This window comes from Hydrogenophaga intermedia, from assembly GCF_000723405.1.
GTDB lineage: Bacteria > Pseudomonadota > Gammaproteobacteria > Burkholderiales > Burkholderiaceae_C > Hydrogenophaga > Hydrogenophaga intermedia.
In genome coordinates this window covers 158,572-175,142 of sequence record NZ_CCAE010000004.1, presented here as the reverse complement: position 1 = coordinate 175,142, position 16,571 = coordinate 158,572, and the positions used below count along the sequence as shown (strand labels likewise).

17 protein-coding genes are annotated in these 16,571 nt (G+C 68.5%); 3 read left to right on the top strand and 14 right to left on the bottom strand.

Annotated elements, in window-relative coordinates; all coding sequences use genetic code 11:
* Positions 1 to 101 precede the first annotated feature (101 nt).
* Positions 102 to 2,360 carry an RIFT barrel domain-containing protein gene (locus BN948_RS27450; protein ID WP_051755926.1) on the top strand — a complete coding sequence of 753 codons (2,259 nt, stop codon included), beginning with the start codon at positions 102 to 104 and terminating at the stop codon, positions 2,358 to 2,360.
* Positions 2,361 to 2,415: 55 nt separating this feature from the next.
* Here BN948_RS27450 and BN948_RS04800 read toward each other — a convergent pair whose 3' ends face one another.
* Genes BN948_RS04800 through BN948_RS04790 form a run of 3 tightly spaced genes read right to left on the bottom strand, consistent with a single transcriptional unit; the run spans position 2,416 to position 4,660 of the window.
* On the bottom strand, positions 2,416 to 3,144 hold the full coding sequence (locus BN948_RS04800) for an SIR2 family NAD-dependent protein deacylase (RefSeq protein ID WP_009517640.1): 729 nt from the start codon (positions 3,142 to 3,144) through the stop codon (positions 2,416 to 2,418).
* Positions 3,145 to 3,150: 6 nt separating this feature from the next.
* Entirely contained in the window at positions 3,151 to 3,915 is a 765-nt protein-coding gene (rlmB, locus tag BN948_RS04795) for a 23S rRNA (guanosine(2251)-2'-O)-methyltransferase RlmB (protein WP_035620626.1), read from the bottom strand.
* A 52-nt stretch (positions 3,916 to 3,967) separates the two neighbouring features.
* Entirely contained in the window at positions 3,968 to 4,660 is a 693-nt protein-coding gene (locus BN948_RS04790; RefSeq protein ID WP_035620623.1) for an ABC transporter ATP-binding protein, read from the bottom strand.
* On the opposite strand from BN948_RS04790, the gene BN948_RS04785 reads away from it, so the two are divergent.
* Together BN948_RS04785 and mnmH are read left to right on the top strand one after the other, a co-directional pair.
* Entirely contained in the window at positions 4,659 to 5,324 is a 666-nt protein-coding gene (locus tag BN948_RS04785; protein ID WP_009517637.1) for an arylesterase, read from the top strand. The genes BN948_RS04790 and BN948_RS04785 overlap by 2 nt on opposite strands.
* A gap of 8 nt (positions 5,325 to 5,332) precedes the next feature.
* The gene (gene mnmH / locus BN948_RS04780; protein ID WP_009517636.1) at positions 5,333 to 6,415 is read left to right on the top strand and encodes a tRNA 2-selenouridine(34) synthase MnmH; all 1,083 of its coding nucleotides are present in this window, start codon (positions 5,333 to 5,335) and stop codon (positions 6,413 to 6,415) included.
* A 6-nt stretch (positions 6,416 to 6,421) separates the two neighbouring features.
* Here mnmH and BN948_RS04775 read toward each other — a convergent pair whose 3' ends face one another.
* The 11 genes from BN948_RS04775 to der all read right to left on the bottom strand — a co-directional run bounded on the left by BN948_RS04775 (position 6,422) and on the right by der (position 16,554).
* Entirely contained in the window at positions 6,422 to 6,619 is a 198-nt protein-coding gene (locus BN948_RS04775) for a hypothetical protein (protein WP_009517635.1), read from the bottom strand.
* Positions 6,620 to 6,644: 25 nt separating this feature from the next.
* Entirely contained in the window at positions 6,645 to 7,835 is a 1,191-nt protein-coding gene (locus BN948_RS04770) for a PLP-dependent transferase (protein WP_009517634.1), read from the bottom strand.
* On the bottom strand, positions 7,835 to 8,359 hold the full coding sequence (locus BN948_RS04765) for a phosphoribosyltransferase (protein ID WP_009517633.1): 525 nt from the start codon (positions 8,357 to 8,359) through the stop codon (positions 7,835 to 7,837). The genes BN948_RS04770 and BN948_RS04765 overlap by 1 nt, the downstream gene beginning before the upstream one ends.
* A gap of 75 nt (positions 8,360 to 8,434) precedes the next feature.
* Positions 8,435 to 9,823 carry an adenylosuccinate synthase gene (locus BN948_RS04760; RefSeq protein WP_009517632.1) on the bottom strand — a complete coding sequence of 463 codons (1,389 nt, stop codon included), beginning with the start codon at positions 9,821 to 9,823 and terminating at the stop codon, positions 8,435 to 8,437.
* A 15-nt stretch (positions 9,824 to 9,838) separates the two neighbouring features.
* A complete protein-coding gene (locus BN948_RS04755) occupies positions 9,839 to 11,005 on the bottom strand; it encodes an ATP phosphoribosyltransferase regulatory subunit (protein WP_009517631.1) in 1,167 nt (388 codons plus the stop codon).
* A 75-nt stretch (positions 11,006 to 11,080) separates the two neighbouring features.
* Entirely contained in the window at positions 11,081 to 11,272 is a 192-nt protein-coding gene (locus tag BN948_RS04750; protein WP_009517630.1) for a DUF2065 domain-containing protein, read from the bottom strand.
* 2 nt (positions 11,273 to 11,274) lie between these two features.
* Entirely contained in the window at positions 11,275 to 12,168 is an 894-nt protein-coding gene (gene hflC / locus BN948_RS04745; RefSeq protein ID WP_009517629.1) for a protease modulator HflC, read from the bottom strand.
* A 16-nt stretch (positions 12,169 to 12,184) separates the two neighbouring features.
* A complete protein-coding gene (hflK, locus tag BN948_RS04740; protein WP_009517628.1) occupies positions 12,185 to 13,561 on the bottom strand; it encodes an FtsH protease activity modulator HflK in 1,377 nt (458 codons plus the stop codon).
* 47 nt (positions 13,562 to 13,608) lie between these two features.
* Positions 13,609 to 14,796: a GTPase HflX gene (hflX, locus tag BN948_RS04735; protein WP_238327221.1), complete on the bottom strand. Its 1,188-nt coding sequence runs from the start codon at positions 14,794 to 14,796 to the stop codon at positions 13,609 to 13,611.
* Positions 14,797 to 14,884: 88 nt separating this feature from the next.
* On the bottom strand, positions 14,885 to 15,190 hold the full coding sequence (gene hfq / locus BN948_RS04730) for an RNA chaperone Hfq (RefSeq protein WP_009517626.1): 306 nt from the start codon (positions 15,188 to 15,190) through the stop codon (positions 14,885 to 14,887).
* Between the two features lie 23 nt (positions 15,191 to 15,213).
* On the bottom strand, positions 15,214 to 16,554 hold the full coding sequence (der, locus tag BN948_RS04725) for a ribosome biogenesis GTPase Der (protein WP_035620619.1): 1,341 nt from the start codon (positions 16,552 to 16,554) through the stop codon (positions 15,214 to 15,216).
* Positions 16,555 to 16,571: the final 17 nt, after the last annotated feature.

The window sequence follows — 16,571 nt, the reverse complement described above, 5'->3', positions numbered from 1 at the left end:
GTATTAATGCTTTTGGGTGAAATTCACCGGGCATTGGACACTTTCAATTGAATTCACTGAGAACGCCAAACATCATGGAAATCGAATTGGTTAATCCCCGTGTGAAACGGGCTTTTCACCGCCCGGCGCTGGCGGCCTTGTTCACCTGTGTGGCCCTGACCGCCTGCGGTGGTGGCGGTGGTGGTGCCGACGCCAGCGCCTCGCCCGCCCCCGCGCCCGCGGCCGTTGACAACGCCTCCAGCGCGCCACCTCCGCCCGCCAACGGTGTCGCTCCGACCGGCGCCGAAATGGAAGCCGCGGCCGCCCGCGGCTGGTCCTGGAGCAGCGTGCTGAAATGGTGGGAGGCGATCAAAGCCCCCGCTCCGGCGCCTGCTCCCGCTCCGGCGCCTGCCCCCGCTCCGGCGCCTGCCCCGGCCGTCGGCGTCGGCGGCCTGAACTGCGCGGCCGGTGCCATCACCTGCGTGGAAGTCACGTCCGGCAGCGCCCAGACCAACCTGCCCATCACCTTCGGCCAGCCTTTCCGCAGCGGCGATCTGGCCACCAGCCAGGGCCTGCGTGCCCAGGACAGCGCCGGCAACACCGTGCCGCTGCAGATGGACGAGGTGTCCACGCACACCAACGGCTCGGTGCGCTTCGCTGTGCTCAGCGCCTCCGTGCCCAGCCTGCCGGCCAACACCGCGCGCATCATCAACATCTACCCGGCCACCAAGACCACGCCCAGCGTCTCCCTGCCCGCCTCGCCGGCCTGGAACCTGCAGGTCACGGCCCGCCTGTCCGACGGCACCACCCTGGTGGCCAACCCGCAGCAGGCGCTGCAACAGGCCATCGCGGCCGGCAGCAACCGGCGCCTGCACGGCCCGGTTGCCAGCGAGTTCAACATCGTCGCGCCCATGGTCAACCAGTCCACCGGCGCGGCCCACCCGCACCTGATGGCGCGCCTGCACACCCGCCTGTATCAGAGCGGCCAGATCCGCACGGACGTGGTGATGGAGAACAACTGGGCCCTCAAGTCCAGCCCCGCCAACGTCACCTACTCGCTCACCGTCACCGCCAACGGCCAGACCCTGCTGTCGCAACCGTCCTTCACTCACTCGAGCAAGGCGCGCTGGCACAAGGTGCTGTGGAGCGGTGGGGCTGCGCCTAACGTGCGCGTGCGCCACAACATGCGCTACTTCCTGGATAGCGGTGCCACCTGGAACTACAACCTGGGCCTGACGATTCCGGAAACCGTGCTGGCGGCCGAGGCCTCCAACCTGGCCAAAGTCAACACCGGCCCCATGGGCACGGCCATGCTGACGACCAACATGCCCGGCACCGGTGGCCGCGCCGAGATCGCCCCGCTGCCGCGCTGGACCGCTATGTACCTGATCTCCCAGGACGACCGCGCCCGTGCGTCCATGTTGGCCAACGCCGACGCCGCCGCCAGCGCCCCCGTGCACTACCGCGACGAGGCCACGGACCAGCCGATCAGCGTGATCAAGTACCCCAACATCGCGGTGCGTTATGGCAGCTCCAGCCCGTCGGTGCCCAGCGGTGGCTCCAGCTCCTGGACGCCGGATATCGCGCACCAGGGTTCCTACGCCTACATCCCGTACCTGGTTACCGGCGACGCCTTCTACCTCGACGAGATGATGTTCTGGGCCGCCTGGAACATCGCCGCCAACGACCCGGCGTACCGCCAGAGCTCGAAAGGTCTGCTGATGCCCGAGCAGGTGCGCGGTCAGGCCTGGGGCATCCGCTCCATCGCCGAAGCGGCGTTCGCGGCGCCGGACTCGCACCCGATGAGCAGCTACTTCGACACCATCCTGTCGAACAACATGAGCTGGGCGCTGGACACCTACGGTCCGGGCAAGTCGGGTGCGCTGTTCTCGCCGATGGGCGCGCTGATCTCGCAGTACAACAACAACCAGTCGCCTTCGTATGAATCGGACTTCTTCGCCACGGTGATGAGCTGGCTGGCCGAGAACAACGTGACGAACGCGAGCACGGTGCTCAACAGCGTGGGCCGCATGCAGATCGACCGCTTCCTGGCCACCACCCAGTCGGCCGGCTTCTGCACCAGCCGCGCCGCGGGCTACTGGCTGCAGACCAAGAACGGCAGTTCGTTCGTCAACAGCTGGGCCGACTTCTACAAGCTGAACTACGGCACCACGGCCTGCGGCACCACGGCGGCCTCGGGCGACCCGGCCTACCCCGACTGGGCCGGTGGTTACGCGGCAGTGGCGCGCGGCATGCTGGCCGCGGCGAAGAACGCCGGCGCAACCAATGCCTCCACGGCGCAGGCCCGCTGGGTGCAGTTCACGCCCAACCTGGACCCGGACTTCAAGAACGACCCGTCCTACGCGATCGTGCCGCGCTGAGCGCCACGGTTCTCCGACAAAGCCCCGCGGCCCCGGCCTCGGGGCTTTTTCTTTGTCAGGCCCCGTCCAGCAAGGCCGGCAAGGCGACAGCCGCCGTGGCGCGCAGGCAGCGCGTGGCCACGCCGTCGAGCGCCGTGGCGTCGGGGTTGACGATCAGCACGCGCGCACCCGCCTGGCCCGCCACCGACGCCAGGCCGGCGGCCGGGTATACCTCGCCCGAGGTACCGACCACCAGCATCAAGTCGCAGGCCTCGGCCGCCGCCTGCGCGGCTGTGAGTTCGGCCTCGGGCAGCATCTCCCCGAACCACACCACGGCGGGGCGACGCAGGTTGCCGCACACACCGCAGCGCGGCGGGCGCCCATCGGCAAGGACCGCCTCGTTGCAGCAGGCGCGCGGCGCGTCGAGCCAACGGTCCTGCGCGATGTTGCCGTGCAGGGCCAGCACGCCCGCACTGCCCGCGCGCTGGTGCAAGCCATCCACGTTCTGCGTGATCACCGTGAGTCGGCCCGGGTGACGGCGCTGGAAATCGGCGATCGCCACGTGCCCGGCGTTGACTTGCACGCGTTCCAGCGCGGCGCGGCGCTCGGCATACCAGTCCCACACCAGTTGTGGCTGGCGGCGAAAGGCCGCCTCGGTGGCGAGCTGCTGCGGATCGAAGCGCGCCCACAGCCCGGTGAGGGCGTCGCGAAAGGTGGGCACGCCGGATTCGGCGCTCATGCCCGCGCCGCTGAGCACGGCAATGGCCCGCGCCGAGCGGACCCAGGCGCGGAGTTCCTCGTCCATGGGCAATCAGCCGCGCTGGCGCAGGGCCTCGTACAGGCAGATGCCGCTGGCCACAGACACGTTCAGGCTCTCGACCGCGCCGCGCATGGGGATGTGCACCAGCTCGTCGCAGGTCTTGCGCGTGAGCTGGCGCATGCCCGGACCCTCGGCACCGAGCACCAGGGCCACCGGGCCCTTGAGGTCGACCTCGTAGACGGACTTGGGCGCGTCGTCGCTGGTGCCGATGACCCAGATGTTGCGTTCCTTCAGTTCGTTCAGCGTGCGCGCGAGGTTGGTGACCATGAAGTACGGCATGGTCTCGGCGGCGCCGCTGGCCACCTTGGCCACGGTGGCGTTCAGGCCCACGGCGTGGTCCTTGGGGGCCACCACGGCGTGCGCGCCGGCGCCGTCGGCCACGCGCAGGCACGCGCCCAGGTTATGCGGGTCGGTCACGCCATCGAGCACCAGCAGCAGCGGGGCCTGGTCTGCGCCCTCGACCTGGTCGAGCAGGTCGTCGAGCGAGCGGGCCTGTTCAACGGGCAGCACGCGCGCGGCCACGCCCTGGTGGCCGTGGCTGCCCGCGAGCTTGGCGATGCGCAGGCCATCGGCCTCGATCAGGCGCACGCCGGCATCCTTGGCGCGATCGAGGAACTGGCGCATGCGCGCGTCGCGGCGCGTGGCCTCGAAGTAGACCTCGACAACGGTCTGGGGCGCGGTCTTCAGGCGCACGCCGACCGCGTGGAAACCGAACAGGACCTTGGTGGCGGACGGGGCTTTGGGCGGGGCGGACATGGGCGCGATTATCGGGCCCCGGCCCACTCGTCCCATTCAGCCTGCTCGGCCTTCAGGCCTCCACGCTGGTGCTGATGTCGGCCACCTGCCCTGCCGCGATGGTGATGCGTCGCTCGCAGCGTTCGGCGATGCCGCGGTCGTGCGTGACCAGCACCAGCGTGGTGTGCTGCTCGCGGTTGAGCTCGAACATCAGCTCCATCACGCTGGCGCCGGTGGCGAAGTCCAGGCTGCCCGTGGGTTCGTCGGCCAGCAGCACGGCCGGGCGCACCACGAAGGCCCGCGCGAGGGCCACGCGCTGCTGCTCGCCGCCCGACAGCACCTTGGGATAGTGGTTCAGCCGCTCGCCCAGACCCACGCGCTGCAACATCTGCGTGGCGGTAGCGCGTGCGTCGCGCCGACCGGCCAGTTCCAGCGGCAGCATCACGTTCTCCAGCGCCGTGAGGTTGGCCAGCAACTGGAAGCTCTGGAACACGAAGCCCACCTTCTCCGCGCGCAAGGCGGCGCGGCGGTCCTCGTCCATGGCGAACAGATCGACACCATCGATGTGAACCGTGCCCTGGGTGGGCGTATCCAAGCCCGCAATGATCGACAGCAGCGTGCTCTTGCCCGAGCCCGAAGCGCCCACGATGGCCACGGTTTCCGCGCGGCGCAGGCTGAAATCGATATCGCGCAGAATGGTCAGCGTGCCGGTCGAGTCGGTTACCGACTTGAACACATGGTTGACCGCAATCATCACATCGGACATGAAACATTCCCTGAATTCGAACCGCCGCCACTTTAGCCTGGGCCTGCTGGCCGCGCTGGCCTTGGGGCCGGCGAGCGCCGCATACGCCCAGGGCAAGGCGGCGCCCGTGGTGCTGGTGGTGGGCGACTCGCTCAGCGCCGAATACGGGCTCAAACGCGGCAGCGGCTGGGTCGCCCTCACCGAAGAGCGGCTCAAGGGCGAAAAGGTTCCGGCGCGGGTGGTCAACGCCAGCGTCAGCGGCGACACCACCTCGGGCGGGCGCTCGCGCCTGCCGGCGCTGCTCAAGCAGCACCAGCCGGCGGTGGTGGTCATCGAACTCGGCGGCAACGACGCCCTGCGCGGCCTGCCGCTGAACATGACGCGCGACAACCTCACCGCCATGGCGCGCGCCGCCAAGGCCGCCGGTGCGCGCGTGCTGCTGCTGGGCATGGAGATGCCGCCCAACTACGGCGCGAAGTACGGGCAGGAATTCCGCGAGCTGTTCGCCACGGTGGCGCGCGAGGAAGAGGCCGCGCTGGTCCCCTTCTTCCTGAAAGGCGTGGCCGACGGAGCCGACCCGCTCGCCCTCTTCCAGAGCGACCGCATCCACCCCAACGAAAAGGCCCAGCCGATGATGCGCGACACGGTGTGGCCGGAGCTGCGCAAGCTGGTGGTGGCCGGATAATCGGGTCCATGCCCGTTGCCACCCTGAGCGCCACCGAGGCGCTGCGCCGCCTCGCCGAGTTCGACACCGTCATCGACGCCCGCACCGAGGACGAACACGCGCTCGATCACGTGCCGGGCGCGCTGAACTGGCCCACGCTGAACAACGCCGAGCGCATCGAGATCGGCACGATGTACAAGCAGGTGAGCGCCTTCGAGGCCAAGAAGCGCGGCGCCATGCTGGCCGCGCGCAACATCGCGGCCCACATCGAGCGCGAGGTGCTCGACACGCCGAAGGGCTGGCGCCCGCTGATCTATTGCTGGCGCGGCGGCAACCGCAGCGGCGCGCTGGCCACCATTCTGGGCGCCATCGGCTTTCAGGTCACGCTCATCGAAGGCGGCTACAAGGCTTGGCGCGCCGCGCTGGTGGACGACTTGCCCCGGCTGGCCGCCGGCCTGCCCTACCGCGTGATCTGCGGCCCCACTGGCAGCGGCAAGACGCGCCTGCTGCACGCCCTGGCGGCCGAAGGCGCGCAGGTGCTCGACCTGGAAGGCCTGGCCTGCCACCGCAGTTCGGTACTGGGCCACCTGCCCGGCCAGCCCCAACCCAGCCAGAAGCGCTTCGACTCCCTGCTGTGGGACGCGCTGCGCCGCTTCGACCCCGAGCGGGCCGTGTACGTGGAAAGCGAGAGCAAGAAGGTGGGCAACCTGCGCGTGCCCGACGGGCTGATGGACGCCATGCGGACCAGCCCCTGCATCGCCCTGCACCTGAGCGACGGGGAGCGCGTGGCGCTGCTGCTGGAAGACTACGACTACTTCGTGCGCGATCCTGAACTGCTGATCGGGCGCCTGCAGGCCCTGCGCGCGCTGCGCGGCGGCGAGGTGGTGAACGGGTGGACCGAACAGGTGCGTGCGGGGCGCACGGCGGAGATGGTGCGCGACCTGCTGGCCCAGCACTACGACCCCACCTACGCGAGTTCCACCGCGCGCAACTTCCGGCTGTTCGCGCAGGCGCGCGATTGCGCACCGGTGGATCGCCACCCAGAGGCGATGCGGGTGGCCGCGCGTCAGATCATCGAGAGCGAAGCGGCCCCGGTTCTGCTGAACGACTGAGCGGCGTCAATCGGCGCTGCCGGCGTCACCACCGCCGCCCTGCCCGGCATCGCCCGGGGCACCGCCCGGGTTGTCGTCGGTTTGATCGGTGCCGTCGGGGTGGTCGCTCTTGCGAGCGGCCTTGTTGCGCAGCTTCTCTTCTTTCTTCTGCTTCTTGGCCAGCTCGCGCTGTCGTTTCTCGTAGCCGTAGTTGGGAGTTGCCAAAGCGCGCTTTCGAAAGGTTGTGGATTCAGGACTGCAAGCGGGGCAAGGCCTGGGCCAGATCGGCCCGCAGGTCCTCGACGTGTTCCAAGCCGATGGCAAAGCGTACCAGACCCCCCGCGTGAGGCCAACCCAGTGACCGGATGGCAGGCACCCGGTACGGGGCGCACAGGCTGATGGGCCCGGCCCAGCTCCAGCCCAGCTTGAACAGCTTGAGCGCGTCGCAGAAGGCGTCGATGCGCTCTTGCGGAATGGTGGCGTCGAAAGCGGCGCTGAACAGGCAAGCCGCCGCCTTCGCATCTCGCTGCCAGTGGGCGTGCCCGGGGGAACCCGCCAGCGCGGGGTGGAACACCTGCGCGACGCCGGGCTGCTGCTGCATCCAGGCGGCCAGCTCTCGCGTGGCGGCGTCCTGCGCGTGGTAGCGCAGACCGATGGTGTGCAGGCCGCGCAGCACGAGTTCGGCGTCGTTCACGCCGATGTTCAGGCCCAGGCGCATGTGGCACAGCAGCACGGCGCGGTGCAGCGCCTCGTCGCGCGACACGACTGAGCCCATGAGAACGTCGGCGCCGCCGCTGGGGTACTTGGTGAGAGCCTGCACCGACAGGTCCACGCCCAGATCGAAGGGCGCGAAGGCGATGCCCGCGCCCCAGGTGTTGTCCAGGGCGGTGACGATGGGGCGTTCGCGAGCTTCGCTGGCCTGGCGCACCACGGTCACGAGCGCGGGAATGTCGGGGAATTCGAGCGTGATGGAGCCCGGCGCCTCCAGCCACACCAGGCGCGTGGCAGGCGTGATCTTCGCGGCCAGATCGGCCGGGTCCATGGCGTCGTAGAAGCGGTGCGTGATGCCCCACGCCTCCAGCTCCTCGGCAGCGAAGGTCTTGCCCGGGCCGTAGGCGTTGTCGGGGATCAGCAGCTCGTCGCCCGTGCGCAGGAAGGCCATGTCCACCAGCGCCACCGCCGCCAGGCCGCTGGGCGCCAGCACGCAGTGCGTGCCGCCCTCCAGCGTGGCGATGCGCTCCTCGAGCGTGAAGGTGGTGGGCGTGCCGTGCAGACCGTAGGTGTAGCCGCTCTTGTCTTTCCAGTCGTACGTGCGCAGCGCGTGCACGTTGGGAAAGATGACGGTGGAGGCCTTGTGCACCCCGGGCGCGACAGCCTCGAAGCCCTCGGGGGGCTTGTAAGGATGGTGGATGAGCTGGGTGGAGAGCTTCTCCTTCCCCATCACAGCTTCCATTTCTCCAGCAACTGTGCCGGACGCAGGCTGTCGTAACCCTCGAAAGGCTGATGGATCCAGGGGTTGGTGGGCAGGAATTCCACCGAATAGTCGGGCGCGAAGGACGACATGGCCTTGGTCCAGATCACGGCGCTGCGCAGCTCGGTGATGGGCGAGTAGTTGTTCTTGAGCAGGTCGATGACGACCTTCAGCGTGTGGCCGGAATCGGCCAGGTCGTCGACCAGCAGCACCTTGCCCGCGATCTCGCCCTTGGGCGTGGTGATGTAGCGGGCAATGTCCAGCTTGCCCTGCACGGTGCCGGCATCGGCGCGGTAGGAGCTGGTGGACATGATGGCCAGCGGCTTGTCGAAGATGCGCGAGAGGATGTCGCCCGGGCGCATGCCGCCGCGTGCCAGGCACAGGATGGTGTCGAACTCCCAGCCCGACTGGTACACCTTGAGCGCCAGCTTTTCGATGAGGTTGTGGTACTCGTCGTAAGAGACGTAGAGGTGTTTGCCGTCTTCGGTGAGCATGCGGGGGACTCCGGGATGGGGTGCGGAACAGTGTGTCGTGACGGGATCGGGCGCCCTACCCGGGCTTTCCCGGGTTCAGCCCTGGAACGGGTGCTGCAACAGGATGGTGTGGTCGCGGTCGGGGCTGGTGGACACCACGTGGATCGGCACGCCCGTGGTTTCCTCGATGCGCTTGAGGTAATGGCGCGCGTTCGCGGGCAGTTCCTCGAAGCGCGTGACGCCGACCGAGGAATCGGTCCAGCCCGGCATGGTTTCGTAGATGGGCTTGCAACGCGCGATCTCGTCGGCGCCCATCGGCAGGATGTCGATGCGCTCGCCATCGAGTTCGTAGCCAGTGCAGAGCTGCAACTCGGTGAGGCCGTCGAGCACGTCGAGCTTGGTGATGCACAGACCCGACAGGCCGTTCACCTGGGCCGAGCGTTTGAGCAGTGCGGCGTCGAACCAGCCGCAGCGGCGCGAGCGGCCGGTGGTGACGCCTTTCTCGGCGCCCACGGTGGCCATGTGCCAGCCTGGCGTGCCTTCCTTTTCCCAGTCGAGCTCGGTGGGGAACGGGCCGCCGCCCACGCGCGTGCAGTAGGCCTTGGTGATGCCCAGCACGTAGTGCAGCAGTTGCGGGCCCACGCCTGCGCCGGCCGCGGCGTTGCCGGCCACGCAGTTGCTGGAGGTAACGAAGGGGTAGGTGCCGTGGTCGATGTCGAGCAGCGTGCCCTGCGCGCCTTCGAACAGCAGGTTGGTGCCGGCCTGGTGCGCCTCGTTGAGCTCGCGCGAGACGTCGGCGATCATGGGCTTGAGATGTTCGGCCTGGGCCATGGCTTCGGTGTACACCGGCTCGAACTGGATCGCACCGTCCTTCATGTAGGGCGCGATCTTGTCGTCCCAGGCCATGTCGGCGGAGTGCAGGTACGTGGTGAGGACGTGGTTGTGCAGGTCGAGCAGCTCGCGCAACTTGGTGGCGAAGCGCTCGGGGTATTTCAGGTCCTGCACGCGCAGCGCGCGGCGCGCGATCTTGTCTTCGTAGGCCGGGCCGATGCCGCGTCCGGTGGTGCCGATCTTTTCGGTGCCGGCCTTGACCTTGGCGGCCTCACGCGCGATGTCCACGGCGGCGTGGAACGGAAGGATCAGAGGGCAGGCCTCGCTCACGCGCAGGCGGGAACGCACCTCGACGCCGGCCTTCTCCAGGCCCGCGATCTCTTCGAACAGCTTGCTCACGGAGAGCACCACGCCGTTGCCGATGTAGCACTTGACGCCCGCGCGCATGATGCCGCTGGGAATGAGGTGCAGCGCGGTCTTCACGCCGTTGATGACCAATGTGTGGCCGGCGTTGTGGCCGCCCTGGAAGCGGACCACACCCTGCGCGGTCTCGGTCAGCCAGTCAACCAGCTTGCCCTTGCCCTCATCACCCCATTGGGTGCCGACCACCACCACATTGCGCCCGGGGGTTGCGGCGCTGCCCTTGTTGCTCATCTCGGTTTCCTGTCGTCAAAGAGGTCGGACGGCCCAGCCGCCCGGGCGGCTGGTGTCGGGCACCAGCTCGCGATCACAGAGGAATTCATCGACTTCGTGCTCATGCCCTGGCAACACGCAGACCACCGTGTGGCCTTCGGTGCGCAAGGCAGCGATGACCTGGCGCAGACCGGCATCCATGCCCCAGGGTGCACGGATGGCCGCCACCAGCTGACGCGGTGCCACGCAGGCCACGAGCTCCTTCAGGTCGAGGCTGAAACCCACGGCCGGGCGCTTGCGCCCGAACACCGCCCCCACCTCGTCGTAGCGGCCGCCGCGCGCGATGTCGGCGGCGGGGCCGCGCGCGTCGCGTGCGAACACGGCGAAGCGCACGCCCGTGTAGTAGGCGTAGCCCCGCAGGTCGGACAGGTCGAAGGACACCGCCATGCCCTGCACGTGATCGGCCAGCCATTGCAGCTCGTCAAGGGCGGCGTGCAGCGCGGGCGATGGCGTGAGGACACGGCGCGCCTCGGCGAGCACCGAGGCGTCGCCGAACAACGTCGCAAGCGCGGCCAGGTCGCGCTGCGCGGCGTCGGGCAGCGCACGCGACAGCAGGCGCAGTTCGGCCACATCCTTGGCCGTGAGTGCCGCGTGCAGCCGAGCCACGGAGGCGGCGGGCAGGCCCAGCGGGTCGAGCACGGCGTCGATGATGCGCACGTCGGCCAGATCGACCTGCAGATCGCGCAGGCCGGCGCTGCGCAGGCAGGCCTGTGCCAACTCCAACGCCTCGAGGTCGGCTTCCAGGCCGGCGTGGCCGTAGATCTCGGCACCAAACTGCAGCGGCTCGCGACTGGCCGTGGGACGCTCGCTGCGCGTGTGCACCACCGGACCGCAGTAGCACAGGCGGGCCACGCCCCGGCGGTTGAGCAGGTGGGCGTCGATGCGCGCGACCTGCGGCGTGCTGTCGGCGCGCAGGCCAAGCGTGCGGCCGCTGAGCTGGTCGACGAGCTTGAAGGTGTGCAGGTCGAGCGATTCGCCGGTGCCAGTGAGCAGCGACTCAATGTGCTCGAGCAGCGGCGGCATCACCAACTCATAGCCATGGCTGCGAGCGGTGTCGAGCAGGCTGCGGCGGAGTTCTTCGATGTGCCGGGCCTCGGACGGCAGGACATCGGCGATGTGATCCGGAAGGACCCAGGCGGACATGGCGTTTTCAGGCGCTGTTAAAAGCGGGATTCTACCGGGGTGTATCGCGAGCCCCTGGAACCGGGGCCGCGGTCCTCAGCCGAAGAGCATTGCGATGAGCGCGCCCACCGCCACACTGATCAGGCCGAAGAAGCGGATCTGCCCATCGCGCAGCGACAGCATCTGCGTGAAGACGCGGCGCCAGCCGCTGGGCGACAACAGCGGCAGCAGGCCTTCGAACACCAGCACGAGGCCCAGCGCCAACCACCAGGCGTCGCCGTTGTTCATGGTCAACGCTGCGTCGCGGCGCTCGGGCTGCGAAGGGCGCGGAAGAAGTCGGTCGAAGGATCGACCACCATCACGTCGTTGCGGCTGGTGAAGCTGGCCTTGTAGGCCTCCAGGCTGCGGTAGAACTGGGCGAAGGCCGGGTCGCGGCCGAAGGCCTCGGAGTAGGACGCGGCGGCGGCGGCATCGCCCTCACCCTTGATGCGCTGGGCATCGCGGTAGGCCTCGGCGACGATCACCTCGCGCTGGCGGTCCGCATCGGCGCGGATCGCTTCGCCTTCTGCAAAACCGGTGGAGCGCAGTTCGTTGGCCACGCGCTTGCGTTCGGCCTCCATACGCTGGTAGACGGAGGTCACGATGGATTCGGCGTAGTCGACGCGGTTGATGCGCACGTCTACCACCTCCATGCCCCAGGGCTGGTTGGCGCCTTGCACGGCCGCCACCACGCCCCGCTGCACTTCGCGCATGAGCTCTTCGCGGCGCTCGGACAGCAACTCGCGCAGGGTGCGCTTGTTCACTTCTTGCTGGAAGGCGTTGCGCACCACACGGTTGAGCTGCAGCGCGCCGGCGCGCTCGTTCACGCCGACGTTGCGGATGTAGGCCTGCGGGTCGCTGATGCGCCAGCGAACGTACCAGTCGATCACCACGCGCTGCTTCTCGGCGGTGAGCGTCGGCTCGCTGTCCTGGCTTTCGAGCGTGAGCAGGCGCTTGTCGATGTAGGTGACGTTCTGGAAGGGCGGCGGCAGCTTGAAGTTCAGGCCAGGTTCGGTGACGACCTGCTTGATCTGGCCCAGTTGGTAGACCACGCCGAACTGACGCTGATCGACCACGAACAGCATGGAGCTGGCCACGGCCAGCAACACGATGAGAGAGGTGATGATGAAGCCAAGTTTGTTCATATGGGTTCTCCCGGCTTCAGCGGCTTTCGCGTTCACGCGAACGGGCGGGATCGGTGCGCTCCATCGGGCTCGTCGACGGCGCGGGCGTGCTCGGCAGGGTCGTGATGGGCGAGCCGGGGGCGGCGCCACCGGATCCTGCCGCCTGCATCAGGCGGTCGAGCGGCAGATACAGCAGGTTGGAGCCACCATTCTGGGTGTCCACCAGCACCTTGGTTACGCTGCCGTAGATCTGCTGCATGGTCTCGGTGTAGAGGCGGTCGCGCGTGACCTGCGGCGCCTTCTGGTACTCGGCCAGCACCGACTTGAAGCGCTGCGAGTCACCCTGCGCCTGGGCTGAAATGCGGGCCTTGTAGCCTTCGGCTTCTTCCTTCAGGCGCGAAGCGGTACCGCGTGCGCGCGGCACCACGTCGTTGGCGTAGGCTTCGGCCTCGTTCTTGGCGCGCTCGCGCTCCTGGCCGGCGCGCAGCACGTCGTCGAACGCGGCCTGCACCTGCTCGGGCGGGCGCACGCCGCCCTGCTGCAGGTTCACGGCCACCACGTCGATGCCCACGTTGTAGCGGTCGAGGATGGTCTGCATGAGCGTGCGCACGCGCGGGGCGATCTGGTCGCGCTCCTCGGCGAGCACGGCGTCCATCTTCATCTTGCCCACCACCTCGCGCACCGCGGTTTCCGCGGCCTTGAGCACGGCGAGGTCGGGGTCGCGGCTTTCGAACAGGAAGGCGCGCGCGTCGCTCAGGCGGTACTGCACCACGAACTTGATGTCGACGATGTTTTCGTCCTCGGTGAGCATGGACGACTCGCGCAGGCCGGTGGCGGGCACGATGTTGTCGCGGCCCACGTCGACCGAGCGCAGTTGCGTCACGAACACGGTCTCATGGCGCTGCACAGGGTACGGCAGGCGCCAGTTGAAACCCGCGCCCACGGTGCTGTGGTAGCGGCCGAACTGCGTGATGACGGCCTGCTGGCCTTCCTGCACGATGAAGAAGCCCGTGCCCAGCCAGATGAGCACCGCGATGCCGATGATGAGGCCCGCACCGAAGCCGGCGGCCTTGGGGTTGGGGTTGAAGCCCGGCCGACCACCACCACCACCGTTGCCACCGCCATTGGAGCCGCCCTGTCCGTTGGGCCGGCGGTTACCCAGCAGGCCACCGAGCTTGCGGTTGAAGTCGCGCCAGAGTTCGTCCAGATCGGGCGGGCCCTGGTTGGGGCCCTGGCCCCGCGGGGGGCGCTGCGGAGAACGCGGATCGTCCTCACCCCGGCCGTTCTGGTCACCGTCGTCTCGGCCCCAGCGCGGGTCGTTGAGGTTGAAGACGCCCAGCCAGCGGCGCCAGCCACGTGAGCGGGCCGGGGCGGTATCGCGCCCGGCGTGCGGGGTCCCAATGTTCACATCCATGCTCGGTGTTGTTCCTGTTATCGACTCGGAGTTCACATTGTGCCCAATCAGGGCAGCGGGTCCGCGGCTTCGGCGGTCTGCAAAGGGTCTTGGTCGGCCATCGGGGCCTGCCGGCGCGCCACCTCGGCCGCCAGCCAGGCGCGCAACTCGGGCAGGCCGTCACCCGAGAGGGCGCTCACGAACACACGCGGCACGCTCTGGCCGTCGACCTCCATGGCGTCCAGCGCCCGATGGGGGCGGTTGGCCGGGTCCATGGCATCGATCTTGTTGAAGACCAGCAATTGCGGCACCTCGGCCGCGCCGATCTCGCCGAGCACGCGCTGCACGGCGGCGATCTGCTCGGGGTGGTCGGGGTTGGCAGCGTCCACCACGTGCAACAGCAGGTCGGCGTCGGCCGCTTCCTGCAGCGTGGCGGCAAAGGCGTCCACCAGGCCGTGGGGGAGTTCGCGGATGAAGCCGACGGTGTCGGACAGCGACACCGTGCGCCCCGCTTCACCCAGGTAAAGCTGACGCGTGGTGGTGTCCAGCGTGGCGAAGAGCTGGTCGGCGGCGTAGGTGCGGGCCTTCACGAGGGCGTTGAAGAGTGAACTCTTGCCGGCGTTGGTGTAGCCCACCAGCGAGATGGTGAAGGCGTCGCGGCGCTGGCGCTGGCGGCGCTGCGTGGCGCGCTGCTTCTTGACCTTCTCGAGCCGCTCCTTGGTGCGCTTGATGGCCTCGTTGATCATGCGGCGATCCAGCTCGATCTGCGTTTCGCCCGGGCCGCCGCGCATGCCGATGCCCCCGCTCTGGCGCTCCAGGTGCGACCAGCGCCGCACCAGCCGCGTGGACAGGTACTGCAAGCGCGCCAGCTCGACCTGCAGCTTGCCTTCGTGGCTGCGCGCGCGCTGCGCGAAGATTTCCAGGATCAACAGGGTGCGGTCGTTGACCGGGCAGCCCAGGTGGCGCTCGAGGTTGCGCTGCTGAGCCGGGCTCAGCGCCTGGTCGAACAGCACCTCGGCAGCGCCGGTGGATTGCACCAGCATCTTGATCTCGTCGGCCTTGCCGGAGCCCACGAACAGGGCTGGGTCGGGCGCACGGCGCTTGCAGGTGACACGGTCAGCCACGCGGTAGCCGGCCGTCTCGGCAAGTTGGCCCAGCTCCTGCAGATCGGCGTCGAAATGGGGATAACCGAAGTCGACCCCCACCAGGATGACCGGTGGCGTGGTGTTGGGGAGAGAGGGTGTGGGTGCTGTCAAATCGGTGGGGCAACGCGCCCTGCGTTGCCCGCCCGACCGTCAGGGCGCGCCTGGCGGCTCGGGCTTCGCGTGTCGCGCAGTGGCGGACTCAGGCGGCGTTGGGATCGTCGGGGTTGTTGACCGAGAACTGCACGGGACGACCGGGAACGATGGTCGAGATGGCGTGCTTGTAGACCATTTGCGTCACGGTGTTGCGCAGCAGGACGACGTACTGGTCGAAAGACTCGATCTGGCCCTGCAGCTTGATGCCGTTGACCAGGTAGATCGAGACAGGGACGTGTTCCCGGCGCAGTTGGTTCAGGAACGGGTCTTGCAAGAGCTGGCCTTTGTTGTTGCTCACGATATGCTCCGTGTTCGACTGGTTTTGGAGGGTGGAAACATACCACACGGGCATGCCCCGTGGCCTCACGAGGCCATTTATTCGGATTTGAACGGGTTGCTGGACGTCTTGAACTCAATGCGCAGCGGCGTCCCCACGAGATCGAAGGCCTTGCGGAAACGACCTTCGAGGAAGCGCCGATAGGCGTCGGGCACGCGGTCGAGCGAGTTGCCGTGGATCACGATCACCGGTGGGTTCATGCCACCCTGGTGGGCGTAGCGCATCTTGGGCCTCGCCTGCCCGCCCCGCGAGGGGGCCTGGAAGGCCACCGCCTCCTGCAGCAGGCGGGTCAGCACCGGCGTGGACATCTTGCGCATGGCCGAGGCGTGCGCCTGGGCAATGGACGCCCACAGCGGCGCCAGGCCCTGGCGCTTGCGCGCCGAGATGCGGTGCAGCGCCGCGAACTTCAGGAAGGCTAGCCGGGTTTCGATCTGGCGCTCGATCTGCTCGCGCTGGTAGCTGTCCACCGCGTCCCACTTGTTGATGGCCACCACCACGGCGCGCCCGCTCTCCAGGATGTAGCCGGCGATGTGGGCATCCTGGTCGGTCACGCCCTGCGTGGCGTCGAGCAGCAGCAGCACGACGTGGGCGCTTTCGATGGCCTGCAGGGTCTTGATGACGGAGAACTTCTCGATCGCCTCGAACACACGACCCTTGCGGCGCAGGCCGGCGGTGTCCACCAGTTCGAAGCGCTGCCCGTTGCGTTCGAAGGGCACACGGATGGCGTCGCGCGTGGTGCCCGGCATGTCGAAGGCGACCAGGCGTTCCTCGCCAAGCCAGGCGTTGATCAGGGTGGACTTGCCCACGTTGGGGCGGCCGGCCACCGTGAGGCGGATGGTGTCGGGCGCTGCCTGCGCTTCGTCCTCGTCAGGCTCGGCCAGGCCAGGCAGGCGCTCCAGCGCGGCCTCGATCATCGAGCGCACGCCCTGCCCGTGCGCACCGGACACGGGCAGCACCTCGCCCAGGCCGAGCTCGAAGAATTCGACGAACTGCGCGCCCTGGGTCATGCCCTCGGCCTTGTTGGCCACCAGCACGCAGGGCTTGCCCAGGCGGCGCAGGTAGGTGGCGATGTCGTGGTCCTGCGCGCTCAGGCCGGCGCGCGCGTCGACAACGAACAGCACCACGTCGCTCTCGGCCACGGCCTGGCGGGTCTGCTGGGCCATCTCGCGGTAGATGCTGCCCTCGCCGGCGTCGGGCTCGAAGCCGCCGGTGTCGATGACGATGTATTCCTGCTTGCCCAGGCGCCCATTGCCGTAGTGGCGGTCGCGCGTGAGGCCGGCCAGGTCGGCCACAATGGCGTCGCGTGTGCCCGTGAGGCGGTTGAACAGCGTGGACTTGCCCACATTGGGACGACCCACGAGGGCGACAACGGGTTTCATGGGAGGAGCAGACGCCT